Below are 19,484 nucleotides of genomic sequence, written 5' to 3' on the forward strand. Positions count from 1 at the left end.
CGCCATGCGCCGCTGGGGAACCGAACGCGTCGTTGGCCTGCATGATCCGCGGGTCAACGAGCATCACCTGGAATCGACGGGCTTGCCCGCAGACAGCCGTTTGCGCCTGCTCAGTTTCAATATCCAGGTCGGCATCAGTACCGAGCGCTATCGGCATTACCTGACCCGGGGCTGGCAGCACCTGTTGCCGCACACAGGGCGCGCCGACAATCTGCAGAAAATCGGCAACCTGCTGGGTGACTTCGATCTGGTCGCCTTGCAGGAAGCTGATGGCGGCAGCCTGCGCTCAGGCTACGTCAATCAAGTCGAGCACCTGGCCCAGCTCGGCGCCTTCCCCTACTGGTATCAACAACTCAATCGCAATCTCGGACGCCTCGGCCAGCACAGCAATGGTGTGCTCAGTCGCCTGCGCCCGTGGGCGATCGAAGACCATCCGCTGCCGGGGCCCAAGGGTCGCGGGGCGATTCTGGTGCGCTTCGGCGAAGGTCCGGAAGCACTGGTAGTGGTCATGATGCACCTGGCACTGGGTGCGCGAGCCCGCAGCATGCAATTGGCCTATATCCGCGAAGTCATTGGCGGTTATAAACATCAGGTCCTGATGGGTGACATGAATACCCATGCCAGTGACCTGCTGCAGCACTCGCCATTGCGCGACCTCGGCCTGCTCGCGCCGCAACTGGAAGCGACATTCCCCAGTTGGCGCCCGCAACGCTGCCTGGACCATATTCTGCTAAGCCCGACCCTGACCCTTGAAAAGGTCGAGGTATTGGCTCAACCCATTTCCGATCACCTGCCGGTCGCGGTAGAGATTCGTCTGCCGGGTTCGCTCACGGCCGATGCATTGCCCGCGCTGAGTCCTGCCCTTCGCGGAACCCCTGAATGAGCGACGAAGCACAGCGCTGGAAAGAGAAGTACCTCAAAAGCATCGAACAACAGGAAAAACTCGAACGTCGTTGGGATGCCCGCCTCGACTTGTTGCGTCGCGGACTGGTACGCAGCACCCTGGCGGCAGAAGGTACCGACCGCGCCGTCGACCAGTGCATGAAGGAAATGCGTGAAGTCGTGCGTACCGATGACATGGACGCCGGACTGGCCGCCCTGATCCCGCGCCTGGAAAAAGCCGTGCTCGACTCCGAGCAACGCCGGGAAACCCGAGTGAACCAGACCAGCGCGGCACTGACCGCACTGGTCACTCAGCTGCAAACATTGCCGCTGCCTCGGGAAGTCAGCCGACCGCTGAAGAGTTTCGCCAAACAGCTGGATAGCCGCGTCAGCCAGGCTCGCGAGATTCCGTTGCTGCTCAGTGAACTGAGCGGCTTGCAAGGTAAAGCCTTGAGTCAGGTGGAGAGCCCTGCTGAATCCGGTCGCCCTGGCTTGTTGCAACGGCTGTTCGGTCATCGGGACGCCGAGGATGCCGCTACACCGCTCACGCCTGTCGCCGGGCATGACCCTGTCGAAAAGTCTGCGGAAACGATCCCCGTGACAATGGCAGCGACACCGTCCGCAACCGCCGAACCCGCACCGGTTGTCGATGAACCGCACGTCGAAGCTTCAGATCCGAGCGTCGTGGCCGCCAAGCCACAAGTCATCCAGGCATCATCCGATTCGCCAGAACCCCTCGATTCGCAGCAGGAGTCTGCGCCACTCCCCACGGCACCCGCTCATGTTGATCAGCCTGACGGGGCGTCAGTACTTGCCGAGGCACCAGCGCCCCAATTCGAGCCGACAATCAATCCCGACGAACTGACACCCGCTGCGCTTCCCGCCCCCCTGCCACAGCCTTCAGCCCTGGCTTCCGGTGAGCAGGACCTGACAGGGCACGAACTGCTTTACGCGCTGCCGGACTCCCCCGAACCCTCCTACAGCTCGGTGGCCAGGCACATCGAAGACACATTGCTGGGCCTGCTCGACGACCTGACGCTCCCCGAGCGTCACCGCCCGCAAGCCGAGTCGATGCGCGATCGGCTGAAAAACGGTTTGAACTGGTACGAATTACTGCCGATTCTCGACGATCTGGCTACCTTGATGCTGGCGATTTCAGACAGTGGCCAACATGAATTCGAAGCCTACCTGCTGCGCCTCAATGAGCGTCTCGAGTCGTTCCAGAGCAATCTGCAAGCCGCCAGCGCCGGGCATGCCGACAGCCGTTCCGCCGCAGAAGCCATGGACACGCAGATCCGCGAGCAGGTCGACGGCTTGCAGACCAGCATGCACGAAGCGGCCGACCTGGAGGATCTCAAGCACGTACTGGAAAACCACCTCGAAGGCCTGCTCGGTACCATGGACCAGCATCGCAAGCAGCGCGACGAGCGTGAGCAGGAGGTTGCGGCACGCCTGCACAGCCTGGCCGAACGGGTGGCGCACATGGAGCAGGAAGCCCTTGGCTTTCGAGAACACCTCGAGGAGCAGCGCCAGAAAGCCTTGATCGACCCATTGACCGGCCTGCCCAACCGCGCAGCCTGGAGCGAGCGGCTCGACCATGAAATCAGCCAATGGCAACAACACGGCAACACATTGATGCTGGCCATGCTCGACCTCGATCACTTCAAGCGTATCAACGACAACTACGGTCACCTGGCGGGTGACAAAGTGCTGAAAATCATTGCCACGGTGCTGAGCAAACGTCTGCGCGGGACGGATTTCATTGCCCGGTTTGGCGGTGAAGAGTTTGTCCTGTTGCTGCCTTCGACAGTGCCGGCAGCGGGTATGAAATTGCTGGAACACCTGCGCGCGTCGATCGAAGCCTGCCCGTTCCACTTCAAGGGTGAGCGGGTAACGATCACTATTTCCATGGGCCTGACAGCGTTCAAACCTGGCGAGCATAGCGACCTGGTACTCAAAAGAGCCGATCAGGCGCTCTATCGTGCAAAGAATGCCGGTCGTAACCGGGTGGAGCTGGGCTGAGGCAATTGTTCCATTTTGTTTAAAACTGCCGGATTGCCCTCTGTACGCAGGACAGTACGTTACACTGTTGCATTACTGTCTTGCGTGTATCGCCTCCCACCATGAAATTTCTCTCTCTCATTGTGTCGCTTCTGCTCCTGGCCGGTTGTGCCAGCGGCCCCCGCTACGACACCAGTCATCCTTCAGCCAATCACGACAGCCGTATCCAGTTCGTGGTGATGCACTACACCAACGCCTCAATGGAGCGCTCGCTGCAACTGCTGACCCGTGGAGAAGTCAGCAGTCATTACCTGATCGGCGACGACAAGAAGGCAACCATCTACAAATTGATGGATGAGAACCTGCGGGCCTGGCACGCCGGGGAAAGCCAATGGCAAGGTCGGACCTGGCTGAACTCCAGTTCCATAGGCATCGAAATCGTCAACCCGGGCTTCAAGGACACACCGACCGGGCGCCTCTGGTATCCCTACAGCGAAGCGCAGGTCCAGTCGCTGATTGTCCTGCTCAAGGACATCAGCAAACGCTACGCCATCAGTCCTCGCAGCTTCGTCGGTCACAGCGACATTGCACCGCTGCGCAAGCTCGATCCGGGGCCGCTGTTTCCCTGGAAGCGCCTGGCTGCGGAAGGTATCGGTATCTGGCCGAACGAACAGGCCGTGGCGCGACAGCAGGCAGGGTTCGAAACACAGCTGCCAAGCATCAGTTGGTACCAGGCACAACTGGCCCGCGTCGGCTATGAAACACCCCAGACCGGCGAACTGGATGTCGCCACGCGCCATGTGATCGCCGCCTTCCAGATGCATTTCCGTCCGGCCCGTTTCGACGGTACGCCGGATGCGCAAACGGCGGCGCTGCTACAGGTGTTGAATCAGACAAAATAATGACGCCCGCCCGACGGTCAGCGCGTTTTCCCAATCAGCAGCTATAACTCATTGGTAATTCGTCGGATATTTTCATAATGGCTGCTGCTCGAGAGACGCTCCGTAGTTGGTTCTATCGCCCATGGTTTTTGGCGATGCTGGCGGCTGTCCTGAGCGCAACACTACTGATGACCGGCAGCCTGTTCATCGCCCTGCATCAGGTCGAGCAGAACGAAAGCCAGGAAATGAACGCCCAGGGTGAACGCTTCCTCGCCCGCCTGGAGCAATTGTTCGGGCAATTGCGCGAAAGCCTAGACGACCTCGAAGCCCAGCCGCTACGCAGCTGCAATGACGAAATGGTCGCGACGCTGCAGCAGGTCAGTTTCAATTACCGCTTCGTGTACGAAGCCGCCTACATGGACGGCTCGCGGGTATGCACCAATCGCCCGCGCCAGGAAGGTTTGTCGCTGACACAACCACCGGACATCAAAGGCCCCACCTACAGCTACTGGCTGAACACCACCACCGAACCCGATGAAAACCGGGCTGCGCTGATGCTCGGGCGCGGCAATTTCCGGGTCGCGACATCGCGTGGGCATTTGACCGATATGGTCGACCTGTCTCCGGGCAGCAGCCTGCTGGTGGTACTTGACCATGGCACTCGGGCGATTCCGGTGCTGGGTGTATCCCAGGCCTGGCCACCGATTGAGCATTGGCCGCCGAAAAGCCGTGATGCGCTGCAAGTCACGCATTCGCGTCTGATTTACCGCATGCCTACCGACAACCCGGAATACCAACTGGTGTTGATCAGCCCGCGTGGCGGTGCCCACATACCGCCAGTCTGGTGGTGGTTATTGCCGGTCTGCCTGGGGTTGGCCATATGCGTGGGTTTCCTGGTGTTTCTTTTGGTGCGCCAGCGCCAGTCTCTGGATGCCGAATTGACGGGCGCCATACGCCGGGGCGAATTGCAGGTGCTGTATCAACCCATTTTCGACCTCGACAGCCGCAATTGCGTCGGAGCCGAGGCCTTGCTGCGCTGGCGTCGGCCGGACGGAACCCTGACCAGCCCTGACCTGTTCATTCCGATGGCGGAAAACACCGGGCAGATCCGCCAGATGACCGACTTCGTCCTGCAACGTTTGCTGGAGCAATTGGGGCAATTGCTGCGGGCCAATCCGCAGCTGTACATCTCGGTCAACCTGGCGGCCTGTGATGTGATGGTGCCGCGAATTGGCCAGGTAATGGCGCGCCTGCTGACCCTGCACCGGGTCGCCGCCAAACAGATTGCTTTTGAGGTCACCGAACGGGGACTGATCGATGTGGTGGTCGCCCGGGAAAACCTGCAGGCCTTGCGCGATGTCGGGCATCAGGTGCTGATCGATGACTTTGGCACCGGCTATTGCAGCCTCGCCTATCTGCAAACCCTGCCGATAGATTGCCTGAAGATCGACAAGGCCTTCATTGATGCACTGGGCCATGACGCGGCCAGTAGCGGAGTGGCCCCGCACATCATCCACATGGCGCAATCACTGCACCTGACCGTCATTGCCGAAGGCATCGAACATGAAGCCCAGGCGGCGCTCCTCAGCAGTGAAGGTGTGAAGTTCGGTCAGGGCTGGTTGTTCGCCCATGCGTTGAGTGCTGTGCAGTTGATCGAGCTGATTACCCGTGGTCGCCGGCGGACCAGTCGACGACTGGATGACGAAGCGTAAAGCGCGTTACACCGTCAACGCCATGTAGAACTGCGTGCCCTGCCCCGGCCGCGAATAAACCCCCATCCGCCCGCCGTGCAGTTGCACGATTTCCTTGCACAGTGCCAGGCCAAGCCCGGCCCCGCCCTTTTTGCGACCGACCTGTACAAAGGGCTCGAAGATCCTTCCCTGTTGCCCATAGGCAATGCCTTCCCCATTATCTTCAACACTGATGATCACCCGCTCGCCATGACGCCGGGCCTGCAAACGTATGAGGCCACCCGAGGCGGTGTGACGCAGCGCATTGTCGAGCAGATTGTCGAGCACCCGGTCCAATTGCGGCTGATCGGCCTGCAGCCGCGGCAATGGCCCCTGCACTTCCACCAACAGCTCGATGCCCTTCTCCTCGGCGCCGCTGGTGAAACGAATCTGCGCCTGCTCCAGCAAGTCCTCGATGGAACACGGCGCCAGTGTGAGTTTCTGCAACCCGTTCTGATAACGCGAGAAGTTCAGCAGGTCGTTGATCAACTGCATCAGTCGCTGCATTTCTTCGTTCACCGTATCCAGCAGATCGGCTTCGCGGGTATCCGGGGCAAAGTGCGCGCGCTCGCGGAACAGGCCGAACGCCATGTGCATGCCGGTGACCGGCGTGCGTAGCTCGTGAGAGGCGCGCAATACGAACTCGCTGCGCACCCGTTCGAACGCCCGCTGTTCGGTAACGTCATGCAACACCATCACCGCGCCGAGAATATGCCCCTGGGTATGGATGACCGGCGTCAGGCTAAAGGTGAGTAACCGCGTCTCGCCATCGACCTCGACACTCAAGTCCTCCGGGACTCGCTCCAGCGTGCCGCCACGCAGTACCAATTGCAGCTGTTCATCGAGCTCGGGACGTTGCAGCGCCGCGCCCAGCCCCAGGCCGACCCGGTCGTCATCCCAGCCCAACTGGCGCTGCGCCACCGGGTTGAGGTGTTCCAGATGCCCCTGGCGATCGATCATCAGCAAACCGTCGTCGATACTGTCGAGTACCGCCTGCAAACGCTGCTGACCGGCAAGCAGTTCATCGACATTGGTGGCTTGATGCTCACGCAGCGCTTCGGCCATGATCCCGAAGCGCTTGGTCAACTGGCTCAGTTCAACCGCCGAGGAAACCGGCAGGGTGACGTCGAAATTGCCTTGGCCGATGTTGTCTGCCGCCTGTACCAGAGCCTCGATGGGCTCGCCGATACGCCGGGCGATGGCATGGGCAGTCACGAAGCCGATGATCAGCACGGCCAGCCCAACCAGACCCAACAGCCCGGCAATCAGCAATGCGTGTTCGCGGGCCTGGCGCTCGGTATCGTTGATGTTATCCAGCGCGCGCTTGTGTTCGGTGATCAATCCATTGCGCAGCGCGTTGAATTTTTCGGTGAGTTCATCGTTGCCGCTCAGCACATGCGTCGTATCAGGCGAAACTTCATACGCCTTGATAAAGCTCAGATAGTCGGCCTTGGCTTTTTTGAAACCGTATTCGCTGCCCTCGCCCACCGGCTCCTGGGCAATGCCTTCCTCCAGTAATTGGAAGTAATGCTGCTTGGAGGCTTCGAAGGCGGAAGCATCATGCTGCTCGCTGAGCATGATGATCAACTGATCACCCAGCGTTTGACGCAGCTTGAGCCCTATATCCAGGGTGACGAAGTTGTTGCGCACCAGCGCTTCCTGGCTCCCGGCCATTTGCATCACGCTGACCAGCCCGAGCATCAGCCCAAGCAGCGCAACGGTGATCAGCGCGGAAATGCTCAGGAACAACCGGGACCGCAACTTCATCGCCAGTTTCATCGGTGGCGGCTCACAAGTTGTACTGTTTACGTTTGCGGTACAGAGTCGAAGCGTCGATACCCAGGGTCTTGGCGGCTTGATCCAGAGTGCCTGCGGTGGCGAGGACGGCGCCGATATGGGCTTTCTCCAGTTCATCCAGGCTCAAGGCCGCGCCAATGCGCGGCGCATTGTTGACCGGCGTCTCGGCCATGCCCAAGTGACTGATCTCGACCCGCTCCTGCGGGCAAATAATGCTCGCCCGCTCCACCACGTTGCGCAGTTCGCGAATGTTCCCCGGCCAGCGATAACTCAACAGTGCTTCGCGGGCCTCGTCGCTGAACCCCCGGGCCGGGCGTGCGTACTCTTTGACAAAGCGCGCCAGAAAGCGGTCGGCAAGGGTGAGAATGTCTTCCCTGCGCTCGCGTAACGGCGGCAGGTGCAAGGTGATGACGTTCAGGCGATAGAGCAGGTCTTCACGAAAACGGCCATCGCGGACCATGTCTTCGAGGTTCTGGTTGGTGGCCGCGAGGATGCGCACATCGGCGCGACGGGTGACCGGGTCACCCACACGTTCGTATTCTTTATCCTGAATGAAACGCAGCAACTTGGGTTGCAAAACCAAGGGAAAATCGCCGATTTCATCGAGAAACAGCGTACCGCCATCAGCCTGATTGACACGACCCAAGGTGCTTTCACTGGCTCCGGTGAACGCTCCGCGACTGTGGCCGAACAGTTCACTTTCCATGAGCTCGGCGGTCAGCGATGGACAGTTGATGGTAATGCAGGACTTCTTCGCCCGCTTGCTCCAGCCGTGAATCGCCTGTGACAGCTCGCCTTTACCGGTGCCGGACTCGCCGAGTATCAAGATATTGGCATCGGTGCTGGCGACCTGGCGGGCCGTCTCGAGCACCACCTTCATGGCCGGACTATGGGAGTCCAGGCCATCCTGGGGTTTGCGCACTTCGCCTTCAAGGGCTTCCAGGCGCGCCGACAATTGCCGCACTTCCAGCTGCTTGGCAGTGGCCAGACGCAATTGATCGGGGCTGCACGGCTTGACCAGGTAATCGGCAGCACCGGCCTGTATGGCATCGACGGCAGTGTCCACCGCCGAGTGCGCGGTGACGATCACCACGCGCATCCAGGGCGCTTGAATGCGCATCTGAGCCAACACATCGAGGCCGTTGTCCTCACCCAGGCGTAAATCGAGGAAGCACAGGTCGAACACCTGACGTTGCAGCAACGCATCGGCTTGGGCAGCGCTGTTGGCGGTTGCCACGCTGTAGCCTTCATCCTCGAGGCAATAACGGAAGGTACGCAGGATGGCGGACTCATCATCCACCAGAAGAATGCGGCCTTGATGCTCAGTGGCGGATTCCATTTTCCTACGCTCCCTAATGAATGATCTTGGTTAGTCTCGGAAAAATCGGGCAAGTTGCATGGTTCATTCTGATCCATTCCCGTCATGGCAGGTAGTGATCTCCCTGACGCCGGTTTTCCCCTGATTTTTGATGCCTTTTATAGATAGCTGCTTTTCACATGACGAGCACGTCCCTTTCTGACAGCTACGCCCTCCTCTCAATTCAAAAATATTGCACGGCATGCCTCGCGGATCGTGCATTACGCACGACCGCGTCATGGCCCATCGTGCAGGATGCGTCCGAGCCCCCTGGGTGCACACCTATAACCAGTTGATTTTTATATGTTTTTTTATGAAAAAAATCTGGCATGGCGACTGCAACGACACAAATATCGCAGGGCAATAAAAAACGCCCTCAAACCGATTACCCCCGTGTGGGAGGAGCTTCAGGATGAATCGCCAACGTGCCACCCCATTGCATCTCTCGCCACTGCTTCTGCGCCAAGGTTTGTTTGCCGTACTGGCCCTGTTGATCACGTTGATCGGCGGCCAACAGTTCATGCGCTGGGAGCAGAGTCAGCAGCAAGAAGGGCCTAGCGTGTCGTTTCAGCACCCGACCCAAACCCACTTTAGCGCCGCCGGCAGCGGCATGGCCGACAACACTTCGATGCGAATGATGGACGTCGACCAACACCAGGCGAATGAAATGCCTCGTCAGGAGCGCTGGGTGTTCTAAGTACACACACTTGGCGCGCTCGATGCGCCGGGAATCGCACCTCTGATAACAAGCGTAAGGAGAATCACCATGTTGAGCTGGGCAATCACATTCTTGATCATTGCCATTGTCGCCGCCGTACTGGGCTTCGGTGGTATCGCGGGCACCGCCACGGGTATCGCCAAGATTCTCTTTGTCGTGTTCCTGGTGATGTTCATTGCTTCCTTCTTCTTTGGCCGTCGCGGCCGAAGCTGAACATGAGCGTTCAGGTAAAGACTTTGGCAGCCGCCCGACTGTTGGGCGGTGCTGCCCCAAGTGCAAGTGCCGTGGCGATTGCCGCCATTGACGGGCAGTCACACGACCGATTCCTCGGCAAACCGGACCAGGGTCTGCAGGAATTGTTGATGGAGAAGTTAAAGACGGACCGCAACTGGTACTGATTTCAGATACACGAAAGGAGCCATCGCTTCTTTCCCTTGCGCCCACCCGAGGAAGGTCGGCGCATGACCAAGGGGTCGGGACGTTCTGCCTGTTTCAGGGGCGGAGTGACCTACGGGTACAGGGAGTGCCTGCGCAAGGGCCGGGTCAGGAAAGCTGCGTAGCAAGTTCGCCGGTCAAACATGACCCGACGAACTTGCGAAGGGCTTCTATACGCAAAGCGTTGAATTAGAGCGATCCACCCTATTCGTCCCCTCCTCTCGATAAACCGGCCGCCTTTTCCGGGAAAATGCTTTTCCCGATGACTCGCCAGCGACCGTATATCGAGAAAAATTGCCCGGCTTTTGCCGGGAATCCTTCCCGTACGCTGCGGGATTTTCCTGAAATTCCCCTCGAATCCGACTGATCAAAAAACACTCAATATACGCTGTGATGGCCGGTTCACGGCACTTATACCCGCCGAAATGTCATATTCGAACCGTTTGCGACGTCGGTTTTAGTTAAAAAACCTCATGCCGATTCGGCATAGGGTAGGCGTTTACGGCATTAGACGTCGCTTCCTTGCATCGGAATAGTTGCGCCTTTTTTCGCCTGCCAGAGAGCTATCAACAAACGCTCCGGGGCTCCTTATACGGGGGCAGATGCACACGACTTTTGCGCCACAAGCGCTCCAGTTCGCGCATCTGCCCGAGTCAAACTGAAGTAAGGGTAAAGATATGAAGAAGGCAAAGCTTAGCCTCGCCTGGCAGATCCTCATCGGTCTGGTATTGGGGATTGCAATTGGTGCGCTGCTCAACCATTTCAGTGCCGAGAAAGCCTGGTGGATCAGCAATATCCTGCAACCAGCAGGCGATATCTTTATCCGTCTGATCAAGATGATCGTGATCCCGATCGTGATTTCCTCGCTGGTTGTCGGTATTGCCGGCGTGGGCGATGCGAAGAAGCTCGGTAGCATCGGCCTGAAAACCATCGTCTATTTTGAAATCGTCACCACCATCGCCATCGTCGTCGGCCTGCTGTTGGCCAACCTGTTCCATCCGGGTGCCGGCATCGACATGAGCACCCTGGGTACCGTGGACATCTCCAAGTACCAGGCAACGGCGGCCGAAGTTCAGCATGAACACGCGTTCATCGAAACCATCCTCAACCTGATCCCGTCCAACATCTTCGCGGCCATGGCCCGCGGCGAAATGCTGCCGATCATCTTCTTCTCCGTGCTGTTCGGTCTCGGTCTGTCGAGCCTCAAGCCCGAGTTGCGCGATCCGCTGGTGACGATGTTCCAGGGCGTATCGGAAAGCATGTTCAAGGTCACTCACATGATCATGAACTACGCCCCGATCGGCGTATTCGCACTGATCGCGGTGACCGTGGCCAACTTCGGCTTCGCCTCGCTGCTACCGCTGGCGAAACTGGTGATCCTGGTTTACTTCGCCATTGCCTTCTTCGCATTCGTGGTACTGGGCCTGATCGCCCGCCTGTTCGGCTTCTCGGTGATCAAGCTGATGCGCATCTTCAAGGATGAGCTGGTGCTGGCCTACTCCACCGCCTCCTCCGAAACCGTGTTGCCACGCGTGATCGAGAAGATGGAAGCCTACGGTGCGCCGAAAGCCATTTGCAGCTTCGTGGTGCCGACCGGTTACTCGTTCAACCTCGACGGTTCGACCCTGTACCAAAGCATCGCGGCCATCTTCATCGCCCAGCTGTACGGCATCGACCTGTCGATCAGCCAGCAGCTGCTGCTGGTCCTGACCCTGATGGTCACCTCCAAAGGCATCGCCGGTGTGCCTGGCGTGTCCTTCGTGGTACTGCTGGCCACCCTGGGTAGCGTGGGTATTCCACTGGAAGGCCTGGCGTTCATCGCCGGTGTCGACCGCGTCATGGACATGGCCCGTACCGCACTGAACGTGATCGGCAACGCCCTGGCCGTACTGGTCGTCTCCCGCTGGGAAGGCATGTACGACGAGGCCAAGGGTCAGCGCTACTGGAACTCCCTGCCGCACTGGCGCAGCAAAGAGAAGCTGCCGGCGGGCGAGACCTCCAGCAACTAACGCAATACCCCTTGTGGGAGCGAGCCTGCTCGCGAAGAGGCCGGCACATTCAACATATGCGTCGAATGACACACCGCTTTCGCGAGCAGGCTCGCTCCCACAATGATCTGCATGTATTCAACAAACCAAACCCCGGAGAAATCCGGGGTTTGTCGTTTCTGGCCACCCCGCTATCATTCGCCCATCTTTTGGGGGATTTGACTGATGCTTAATGGCCTGTGGCTTGGCTTCTTCATCGTGGCCGCCGTGTCGGCGCTGGCGCAATGGCTGATCGGTGGCAACGCCGGGATCTTCGCAGCGATGGTGGAAAGCATTTTCGCCATGGCCAAGTTGTCGGTCGAAGTCATGGTCCTGCTGTTCGGCACCCTCACCCTCTGGCTGGGCTTTCTGCGGATCGCCGAGAAAGCCGGGATCGTCGAGTGGCTGGCAAAAGCGCTTGGGCCGTTGTTTCTTCGGTTGATGCCGGAAGTGCCGCCCGGCCACCCGGCCATCGGCCTGATCACCCTGAACTTCGCCGCCAATGGCCTGGGCCTGGACAACGCCGCCACGCCCATCGGCCTGAAGGCCATGAAAGCCCTGCAGGAACTCAACCCCAGCGACACCATCGCCAGTAACGCGCAGATCCTGTTCCTGGTGCTCAACGCTTCATCCCTGACCCTGCTGCCGGTGACAATCTTCATGTACCGCGCCCAACAAGGCGCGCCCGACCCGACCCTGGTGTTCCTGCCAATCCTGCTGGCCACCAGCTGTTCGACCATCGTGGGCTTCCTGTCGGTAGCCGTCATGCAACGCCTGCGCGTCTGGGACCCGGTGGTACTGGCCTATTTGATTCCCGGTGCCCTCGCCCTCGGTGGTTTCATGGCGCTGCTGGCAACGCTCTCGGCCAGTGCGCTGGCCGGTTTGTCGTCGATCCTCGGCAACCTGACGCTATTTGGCTTGATCATGCTATTTCTGGTGATTGGTGCACTGCGCAAGGTGAAGGTTTACGAGGCATTCGTCGAAGGTGCCAAGGAAGGTTTCGACGTGGCGAAGAACCTGCTGCCGTATTTGGTGGCGATGCTTTGTGCCGTCGGCGTACTGCGAGCCTCCGGGGCACTGGACTTCGGCCTGGACGGGATTCGTCACCTGGTGGAATGGGCCGGTTGGGATACACGCTTTGTCGATGCGCTGCCGACCGCGATGGTCAAGCCTTTCTCAGGCAGCGCCGCCCGGGCGATGCTGATCGAAACCATGAAAACGTCCGGCGTGGACAGCTTTCCGGCGCTGGTGGCGGCGACGATTCAGGGCAGTACCGAAACCACGTTCTATGTACTGGCGGTGTATTTCGGCGCAGTGGGCATCCAGCGCGCACGGCATGCGGTGGGGTGTGCGTTGCTGGCGGAACTGGCGGGTGTGTTGGGCGCTATTGGCGTCTGCTACTGGTTCTTCGGCTAACCACAAATCCCCTGTGGGAGCGAGCAGGCTCGCTCCCACAATGGTCCTGCGCTGATCTTATGGCCTTGGTGCCGGCGCGAGTTTCTGCCCTTGTTCCACCGCCCAGGCCACCACCTGCGCCGTCAGTTGATCATTGGCCTGGCCAAACCCGGCGACCACCGCCGGCACCTTCACGTCGCTCAATGGCTGGCGCACTTCAAAGCGTTTACTGGCGAGGATGCGCTGGTCATAGCCACGCACCAGCAACGCATCCAGGCGCACCACCACGCCAGCGCTGGTGCCCTGGTATTCGGTCTGAAACGCCTGCAAGCTGCCGCCCAGCTCCAGGTCTGCCTGGAAGTTGCTGTCGTCGGTGCTGAGCAACGTCACCCGGCCATCGCGCTGGAAACCATCCAGCAGACGATTACGCAGCAGGACGGGTGCCGGGTCACTCCAACGCGAGCCCTTGTAGCTGCTGATCACGTCGCCCTGGGAGATGACAGCAATGTTCGGGTTGTTCAACGCCTCACTGGCCTGGGGTTTGTTCAAGCGCAACGACCAGCGCTGCGACGCGCCATGATTGGCGGGCATGGCGCTCTGCGCCGAGGGCAATCGATACAGGGTGAACGGCTCGGGCTCGGGCAGGATAGAGCAGGCGCCGAGCAGCGTGAAGCTGGCGAGGAGGGCAAGCCGGGTCAGCTTCATGGGGTGAATTCCTTGTGCTTGTCGCTACCCAGCAGATAACCGCTGGGGTCGGCCTCCAGGCGTCGTGTGATGGTCCGCAGTGAGGTCAGGGTTTCACGTAGCTCGCGCACCGCAGGCGCCAGGCCATTAAGGCCCTGCATGCCACTGTTGAGCGAGTCCTGGTTGGCTGTGATCAGCTTGTTGATTGTCGCGCTGCTCTGTTCCAGCGACTTCATGGCTTGCTCGGCACTGCCGATCATTTCCTTGCCGTGGTCGTTGAGCAGCCCGTTGGCATTACGCATCAACGCCGTCGTCTGTTCCAGCATGCCGCCGGCCTGCTTGCCGATCGAGCCCAGTTGCTGCATGGCCTGGCGAATATCTTCGCGCTGGTCGGCGATGGTGCCCGTGGTGACGTCCAGATGTTCAAGGATCTTGCTGATATGTTCGATGTTCTGCTCGGAAAACATCTGGTTCGCGTTCTGCATCAGCGAGTTGACCCCGGACAACAAATCATTGCTGTCGTTGATCAAACGAGCGATGGGCGAGGGCATGGCAACGATCACCGGCAGCTTGCCGTCCTTACCCTTGAGCGCCGGACTCTGCGGTGTGCCGCCACTGAGCTGGATGATCGACGTGCCGGTGACGCCGGTCAGCGCCAGTTTGGCCTGGGTATCCTCCTTGACCGGTGTATCGCCGGCCAGGCGAATCCGCGCCAGCACCCGACGCGGATCTTCCGGGTCCAGACGCAGCAACACTACATCGCCAACCTTGATCCCGCTGTATTGCACGGAGCTGCCGTTGGACAGGCCGCTGACCGCTTCGTTGAACACTACTTCGTAATCCTTGAACTCGGTGTCGACACTGGACTTGGCCAGCCACAGGCCGAAGAGCAGGGCACCTGCCACCACAATAACGGTGAACAGGCCTATCAACACATGATGGGCTCGGGTTTCCACGTCAGACCTCGTTGAGCTGTTGGGCGGCTGTCAGCGCCGCGCGGCCGCGAGGGCCATGGAAGTATTCGTGAATCCACGCGTCATCGGTTTCCGAGACGATATCGATGGCATCGGCCACCAGCACTTTCTTCTGCGCCAACACCGCCACCCGATCCGTAATGGTGTAGAGGGTGTCGAGGTCGTGGGTCACCAGGAAAACGCTCAGGCCCAGGGCATCGCGCAGGGTCAGAATCAGTTGATCGAAGGCGGCGGCACCGATCGGATCGAGGCCGGCGGTGGGTTCGTCGAGGAACAGGATGTCCGGGTCCAGCGCCAAGGCCCGTGCCAGTGCGGCTCGCTTGATCATGCCGCCGGACAGGGATGCGGGGTATTTGTCCGCCGCGGACAGTGGCAAACCGGCCAGGGCCATTTTCACCGCCGCCAGATGCTCGGCGTCGTCACGACTCAAACCGGCGTGTTCGATAAGGGGCAGGGCGACGTTCTCGGTCACGGTCAACGAAGAGAACAGGGCGCCTTTTTGAAACAGCACGCCGAAGCGCCGTTCCACCAACGAGCGTTCGCGCTCGGACAAGCTCGGCAGGTTTTTACCGAAGACCTTCACCATGCCTTCGCTGGGCTGGCGCAGGCCGACAATACTGCGCAACAGCACCGACTTGCCGCTACCGGAGCCTCCAACCACCGCAAGGATTTCGCCCTTGTACAAATCCAGATCGAGGTTCTCGTGCACACTCTGCCGGCCAAAGCGATTGCATAGCCCGCGGACTTCGATCACCGCGTCGGCGGGCACTCGGGGCATACGGCTCACCAGCTGATCTCCATGAAAAACAACGCGGCCACGGCGTCGAGCACGATCACCACGAAAATCGATTGCACCACAGCGGAGGTAGTGTGCGCGCCGACGGACTCGGCGCTGCCACTGACCTTGAAGCCTTCAAGGCAACCGATGGCAGCGATCAGGAAGGCAAACACCGGCGCTTTGATGATCCCCACCAGAAAGTGCTGAACACCGATGTTCGATTGCAGCAACGACAGGAACATCGCCGGGGAAATATCCAGCGACACCGCACAGACCAAGGCACCACCGACAATCCCCGACACCATCGCCAGAAACGTCAGCATCGGTAACGCGACCAACAGGGCCAGGACCCGGGGCACCACCAACAGCTCCATGGGATCGAGACCCAGGGTACGGATAGCGTCGATTTCTTCGTTGGCTTTCATCGAACCGATCTGCGCGGTGAAGGCACTGGCGGTTCGTCCGGCCATCAGGATCGCCGTCAGCAACACCGCGAACTCACGCAGGAAGGAGAATGCCACCAGATGCACGGTAAACACCGTGGCACCAAAGTTGGCCAATACCGTCGCTCCTAGAAAGGCCACAACGGCGCCCACCAGAAATGTCAGCAGGGCGACGATGGGCGCCGCGTCGAGGCCGGTCTGTTCGATGTGCGCAACCATCGGCGTGACCCGCCAGCATTTCGGACGAAACAGACCGCGGACAATGGTTTCCAGAATCAGGCCGACGAAACCCAGCAGTTGCAGGGTGTCCTGCCAGACCACTTCCACAGCGCGGCCGATGCGAGTCAGCAATTGAATGCCGACGCTGATTTCCGGTTCCTTGATGGGTACGCAAAAATCCGTCAGGGAGCGATAGATCGTTTGCAACAGTGCGCGGTCGGCGGAAGAGAGCGTGCAGTCGGGGTGTTCGGCGGAACGGCTCAGGCGCTCGGAACCCAGCAGCTCGACCAACAGCGATGCACCTGCGGTATCCAGGGCGCCGAGGCCGTTGAGGTCGATGCGGGTGCTGTCGTCGTACTGGCCTTCGAGCTTTTCGCTCAGGCGCTTGAGGTCGGCGTAATGGGCGAGCGTCCAGTCCCCCGTCACCCGTATCTGAGGCGGGGTGTGCGAGGTGTCCAGTCGGGCATTGCCGGCCACTGTATTGCTGGTCATAAACTCCGTGCTTTCTCGGCTATTTACGCAGACCTACGTAATAGCACGAACCGCCTTACTTTTCTTTGATCGGTGTGCTGTCGGTGATGGTGAAACGCAACACGCCGATCAACTGCCCGTCTTCGGTCAGCACCCTGACTTGCCATTCGCCCGCCGGGTTGCCGGGGAAGTTCTGTTTGTGAGTCCAGGCACGATAGCCTTCCTTGCGCCCGCCATGGATATCCAGCGCGATGCGATCGACCTCTTTGCCGTTGAACTGCCAGACGTGATAAATCCGCTCGTCGAGGCCGCGCGGGGCGTTGATGGCGGTATAGGCATACAACCCGTCTCCACGGATCTGTTCGGCACTGACTTCTTCCAGGCTCTTGCCGGGCGTACGGTCCTGCATTTGCGTGCTGATGGCCACGTCAGTCATCCACAGTGTCGCCGGCGGTACCCACGAGCGCAGCACCCAACCCACGCCGCCGATACCGAGGGTGATACTCAGGATCGCCAGTGCGTTGCGTACCGTGCGGATCGGGAAAATCGACGCCAGGCTCGGGAATGACAGCACCACGGCGATGCCCAGCGCCCATTTGAAACTTTGCGAAGTGGTGAGGTGCATGATCACCGGTAACGCGGTGAGCAGGGCGGCGAACAGCGTCAGCGTATGCAACGCCAGGAACGCCCAGCGCCGCGGCGCCAACCACTTGTAGTAGAGCGGATCAATGATGGAAATCAGCGCCGCGATGCCCAATAGCCCGGTGAAAAACAGTTGGCCGCTGTTCCAGGTGGTGGTGATGAAAAAGAACGGCAGGACGAAGAACAGGCTTTCCTGGTGGATCATCTGCGTCGCATAACGCAGCAGTGGTTGAGGAATTTCCCGCTTGAAGATCCGGGTGAACAGCCTGGTCAGGCTGTTTTCCAGCATCAGCCAGACCCAACTGATCAGCATGATGGTGGTGATCCAGCTTGCCAGCCCCTGCTGCCGATCCACCAGGATGAAACTGCCGACCCCGGAGATGAAACCACCGAGCGCAATGACCCCGGGGTAGCGCTTCATCAGTTCGAGGATGCGCTGTACGAAAAGGGTCAGGGTCGGCATTCGGAGGTTCACAATAGTCGTAGGAAAAAACCTCGACAGGGTAACGCTGGAGGGGCGGTATGGCGAGGGGCGGTGGTTAGCAACGCACATAACCTGTGGGAGCGAGCCTGCTCGCGAAGGCGGCTTAACAGTCGACATCAATGTTGGAAGGGCCGTCCTCTTCGCGAGCAGGCTCGCTCCCACAAGGACCGGTTATTCTCTGCGATGAAAACGCCAGGCCGCCAAGCTCAATACCAACAACCCCAACACCCCGGCAATCGCCCACAGCACCTGATCATCACTCAGCAAAGGCTTTTCGATCCGCACATACCCCGGTTGCAGGAGCAGTTCGCGCATCGCCTTGTTCGCTTCCGCCAGGGTCACCCCTTGCAGTTCCCGGGCCGGGTCGGCGAAGCGGCCATCCTCGTAGTCCCCGATGGCGCTCCAGTAGTAATCGGCCAGCGCGCTGTTGCCTTGCACCGCCCAGGCCTGGCGGGCGATGGCGGCTTGTTTGAGGCGGTTGAAGGTCTCGGCATTCAGGCCGTCCTTGAGCAAGCCGGCCTTCAACTCATCCAGTACCTTTAGCGCCTCGTCGACGTCGTCGCGCTCCAGATCGGCATTCAGGCTCATGAAGCCCACACCACCGAACACTTCACGCTCGGCCCATGGTCCGTAAGACAAGCCGTGCGCCAGGCGCAACTGGCGATACAGCGCCCAATCCAGATAGTCCTTGAGCAAATCGAAGGTTTCGTCGTGCTGATCTTCCAGCACCGGCTCCGGTACCAGCCAGTGCAGCTTGGCCCCACCGCCGACAAAGCCACGAGTCAAGTTGCGCTCATGGGCGGCACTGGCCTGGATTTGTGGCAGTGCCGGATGGCCCGTCGGCTCGATCGGCTTCAGCGCGCCGTAGGTTCGATCCAGATAGGCCGGTAGCAAGCGGTCAAGATCACCGACCACGATCAGTGTCATGTTGTTGGGCGCGTACCAATCCTTGCGCAATTTCTCCAGTTGTTCGCGGGTCAGTTGATCGACTTCCGCGCGCTCGGGGCATTTGAGGCCCAGTTCGACGGCCAGTTGCTTACTGGCGGTATGCCCCAGATCCTGGCGATCCAGCCAGCGCTGCAAATGCGAGTAGTGGCCGCCGTCTTCGCGCTCGACCACTTGCTTGGCGGCGTTGATGGCGTTGTCATCGAAGCGGGTCTGGGTCAGCAACGCCAACAGCAGGTCGAGGACCTTGCGCTGGTTTTTGGCCGGGGCTTCGATCACGAAGGTGGTGTCGGCGTTACTGGTGAAGGCGTTCCATTCTCCCCCCAGCGCTTGCATGCGCTCCTCCAGACCGCCTTCGCCGCTGGCGTCGATGCCACTGAACAGCAAGTGTTCGAGCAGGTGTGGCAGTTCTTTCTCGGCGCAGCTGAAATCATCGATACCGACGCCCACCACCAGCCGAATCGCCACGTGCCCCCGTTCCGTGCCGGGCTTGAGCAGCAATTGCAAACCATTGCGCAGGGTGTAGCCCTCGACCTGGAAGCGATCCAGGGCAAATGATGGTATTGAGCCCAGCAACAGGCAGACGAACAACAGGCAACGCATAACGAGCTTCCATACAGC

The 19,484-nt window shown here is 59.9% G+C and carries 17 protein-coding genes; 9 read left to right on the forward strand and 8 right to left on the reverse strand.

All coding sequences use genetic code 11. The features are described from left to right. The first annotated feature begins 4 nt into the window (after positions 1–4). From BJ917_RS30595 to BJ917_RS30610, 4 genes are all read left to right on the forward strand, one after another. Positions 5–883 carry an endonuclease/exonuclease/phosphatase family protein gene (locus tag BJ917_RS30595; protein WP_096514080.1) on the forward strand — a complete coding sequence of 293 codons (879 nt, stop codon included), beginning with the start codon at positions 5–7 and terminating at the stop codon, positions 881–883. Next, the gene (locus BJ917_RS30600; protein ID WP_121106002.1) at positions 880–2,904 is read left to right on the forward strand and encodes a GGDEF domain-containing protein; all 2,025 of its coding nucleotides are present in this window, start codon (positions 880–882) and stop codon (positions 2,902–2,904) included. The genes BJ917_RS30595 and BJ917_RS30600 overlap by 4 nt, the downstream gene beginning before the upstream one ends. A 101-nt stretch (positions 2,905–3,005) precedes the next feature. Further along, the gene (locus tag BJ917_RS30605) at positions 3,006–3,785 is read left to right on the forward strand and encodes an N-acetylmuramoyl-L-alanine amidase (RefSeq protein WP_096514082.1); all 780 of its coding nucleotides are present in this window, start codon (positions 3,006–3,008) and stop codon (positions 3,783–3,785) included. Between the two features lie 77 nt (positions 3,786–3,862). After that, on the forward strand, positions 3,863–5,476 hold the full coding sequence (locus BJ917_RS30610; protein ID WP_096514083.1) for an EAL domain-containing protein: 1,614 nt from the start codon (positions 3,863–3,865) through the stop codon (positions 5,474–5,476). Between the two features lie 6 nt (positions 5,477–5,482). Here the strand turns inward: BJ917_RS30610 and BJ917_RS30615 are convergent, their stop codons facing one another. Beyond that, entirely contained in the window at positions 5,483–7,273 is a 1,791-nt protein-coding gene (locus BJ917_RS30615) for a KinB sensor domain-containing domain (protein ID WP_096514084.1), read from the reverse strand. A 10-nt stretch (positions 7,274–7,283) separates the two neighbouring features. Further along, positions 7,284–8,630, reverse strand: a complete 1,347-nt coding sequence (algB, locus tag BJ917_RS30620) for a sigma-54-dependent response regulator transcription factor AlgB (protein WP_096514085.1) — start codon at positions 8,628–8,630, stop codon at positions 7,284–7,286. Positions 8,631–9,060: 430 nt separating this feature from the next. Between algB and BJ917_RS30625 the strand changes: the two genes are divergently transcribed. The 5 genes from BJ917_RS30625 (at position 9,061) to BJ917_RS30645 (ending at position 13,244) form a co-directional block, all read left to right on the forward strand. Then, the gene (locus tag BJ917_RS30625) at positions 9,061–9,345 is read left to right on the forward strand and encodes a hypothetical protein (RefSeq protein WP_121106004.1); all 285 of its coding nucleotides are present in this window, start codon (positions 9,061–9,063) and stop codon (positions 9,343–9,345) included. Positions 9,346–9,414: 69 nt separating this feature from the next. Then, the gene (locus BJ917_RS30630; protein ID WP_096514087.1) at positions 9,415–9,579 is read left to right on the forward strand and encodes a DUF1328 domain-containing protein; all 165 of its coding nucleotides are present in this window, start codon (positions 9,415–9,417) and stop codon (positions 9,577–9,579) included. A gap of 2 nt (positions 9,580–9,581) precedes the next feature. Beyond that, a complete protein-coding gene (locus BJ917_RS32475) occupies positions 9,582–9,764 on the forward strand; it encodes a hypothetical protein (protein ID WP_121106006.1) in 183 nt (60 codons plus the stop codon). Positions 9,765–10,478: 714 nt separating this feature from the next. After that, entirely contained in the window at positions 10,479–11,810 is a 1,332-nt protein-coding gene (gltP, locus tag BJ917_RS30640) for a glutamate/aspartate:proton symporter GltP (RefSeq protein ID WP_096514089.1), read from the forward strand. A gap of 204 nt (positions 11,811–12,014) precedes the next feature. Next, positions 12,015–13,244: a nucleoside recognition domain-containing protein gene (locus tag BJ917_RS30645; RefSeq protein WP_096514091.1), complete on the forward strand. Its 1,230-nt coding sequence runs from the start codon at positions 12,015–12,017 to the stop codon at positions 13,242–13,244. Positions 13,245–13,301: 57 nt separating this feature from the next. On the opposite strand, the gene BJ917_RS30650 is transcribed toward BJ917_RS30645, so the two are convergent. From BJ917_RS30650 to BJ917_RS30675, 6 genes are all read right to left on the reverse strand, one after another. Next, a complete protein-coding gene (locus BJ917_RS30650) occupies positions 13,302–13,928 on the reverse strand; it encodes an ABC-type transport auxiliary lipoprotein family protein (protein WP_096514092.1) in 627 nt (208 codons plus the stop codon). Further along, on the reverse strand, positions 13,925–14,863 hold the full coding sequence (locus BJ917_RS30655) for an MlaD family protein (protein ID WP_096514093.1): 939 nt from the start codon (positions 14,861–14,863) through the stop codon (positions 13,925–13,927). Before BJ917_RS30655 ends, BJ917_RS30650 begins: the two co-directional genes overlap by 4 nt. Before the next feature lies 1 nt (position 14,864). Further along, the gene (locus BJ917_RS30660) at positions 14,865–15,659 is read right to left on the reverse strand and encodes an ABC transporter ATP-binding protein (protein WP_172901696.1); all 795 of its coding nucleotides are present in this window, start codon (positions 15,657–15,659) and stop codon (positions 14,865–14,867) included. Between the two features lie 5 nt (positions 15,660–15,664). Continuing rightward, entirely contained in the window at positions 15,665–16,813 is a 1,149-nt protein-coding gene (locus tag BJ917_RS30665) for an ABC transporter permease (RefSeq protein WP_096514095.1), read from the reverse strand. Between the two features lie 55 nt (positions 16,814–16,868). After that, positions 16,869–17,897 carry a DUF5924 family protein gene (locus BJ917_RS30670; protein WP_096514096.1) on the reverse strand — a complete coding sequence of 343 codons (1,029 nt, stop codon included), beginning with the start codon at positions 17,895–17,897 and terminating at the stop codon, positions 16,869–16,871. A gap of 192 nt (positions 17,898–18,089) precedes the next feature. After that, entirely contained in the window at positions 18,090–19,466 is a 1,377-nt protein-coding gene (locus BJ917_RS30675; RefSeq protein WP_096514097.1) for a pitrilysin family protein, read from the reverse strand. Between the last annotated feature and the right edge of the window lie 18 nt (positions 19,467–19,484).

Origin of the sequence: Pseudomonas sp. WPR_5_2, assembly GCF_003634475.1 — a bacterium.
Taxonomy (GTDB): domain Bacteria; phylum Pseudomonadota; class Gammaproteobacteria; order Pseudomonadales; family Pseudomonadaceae; genus Aquipseudomonas; species Aquipseudomonas izuensis.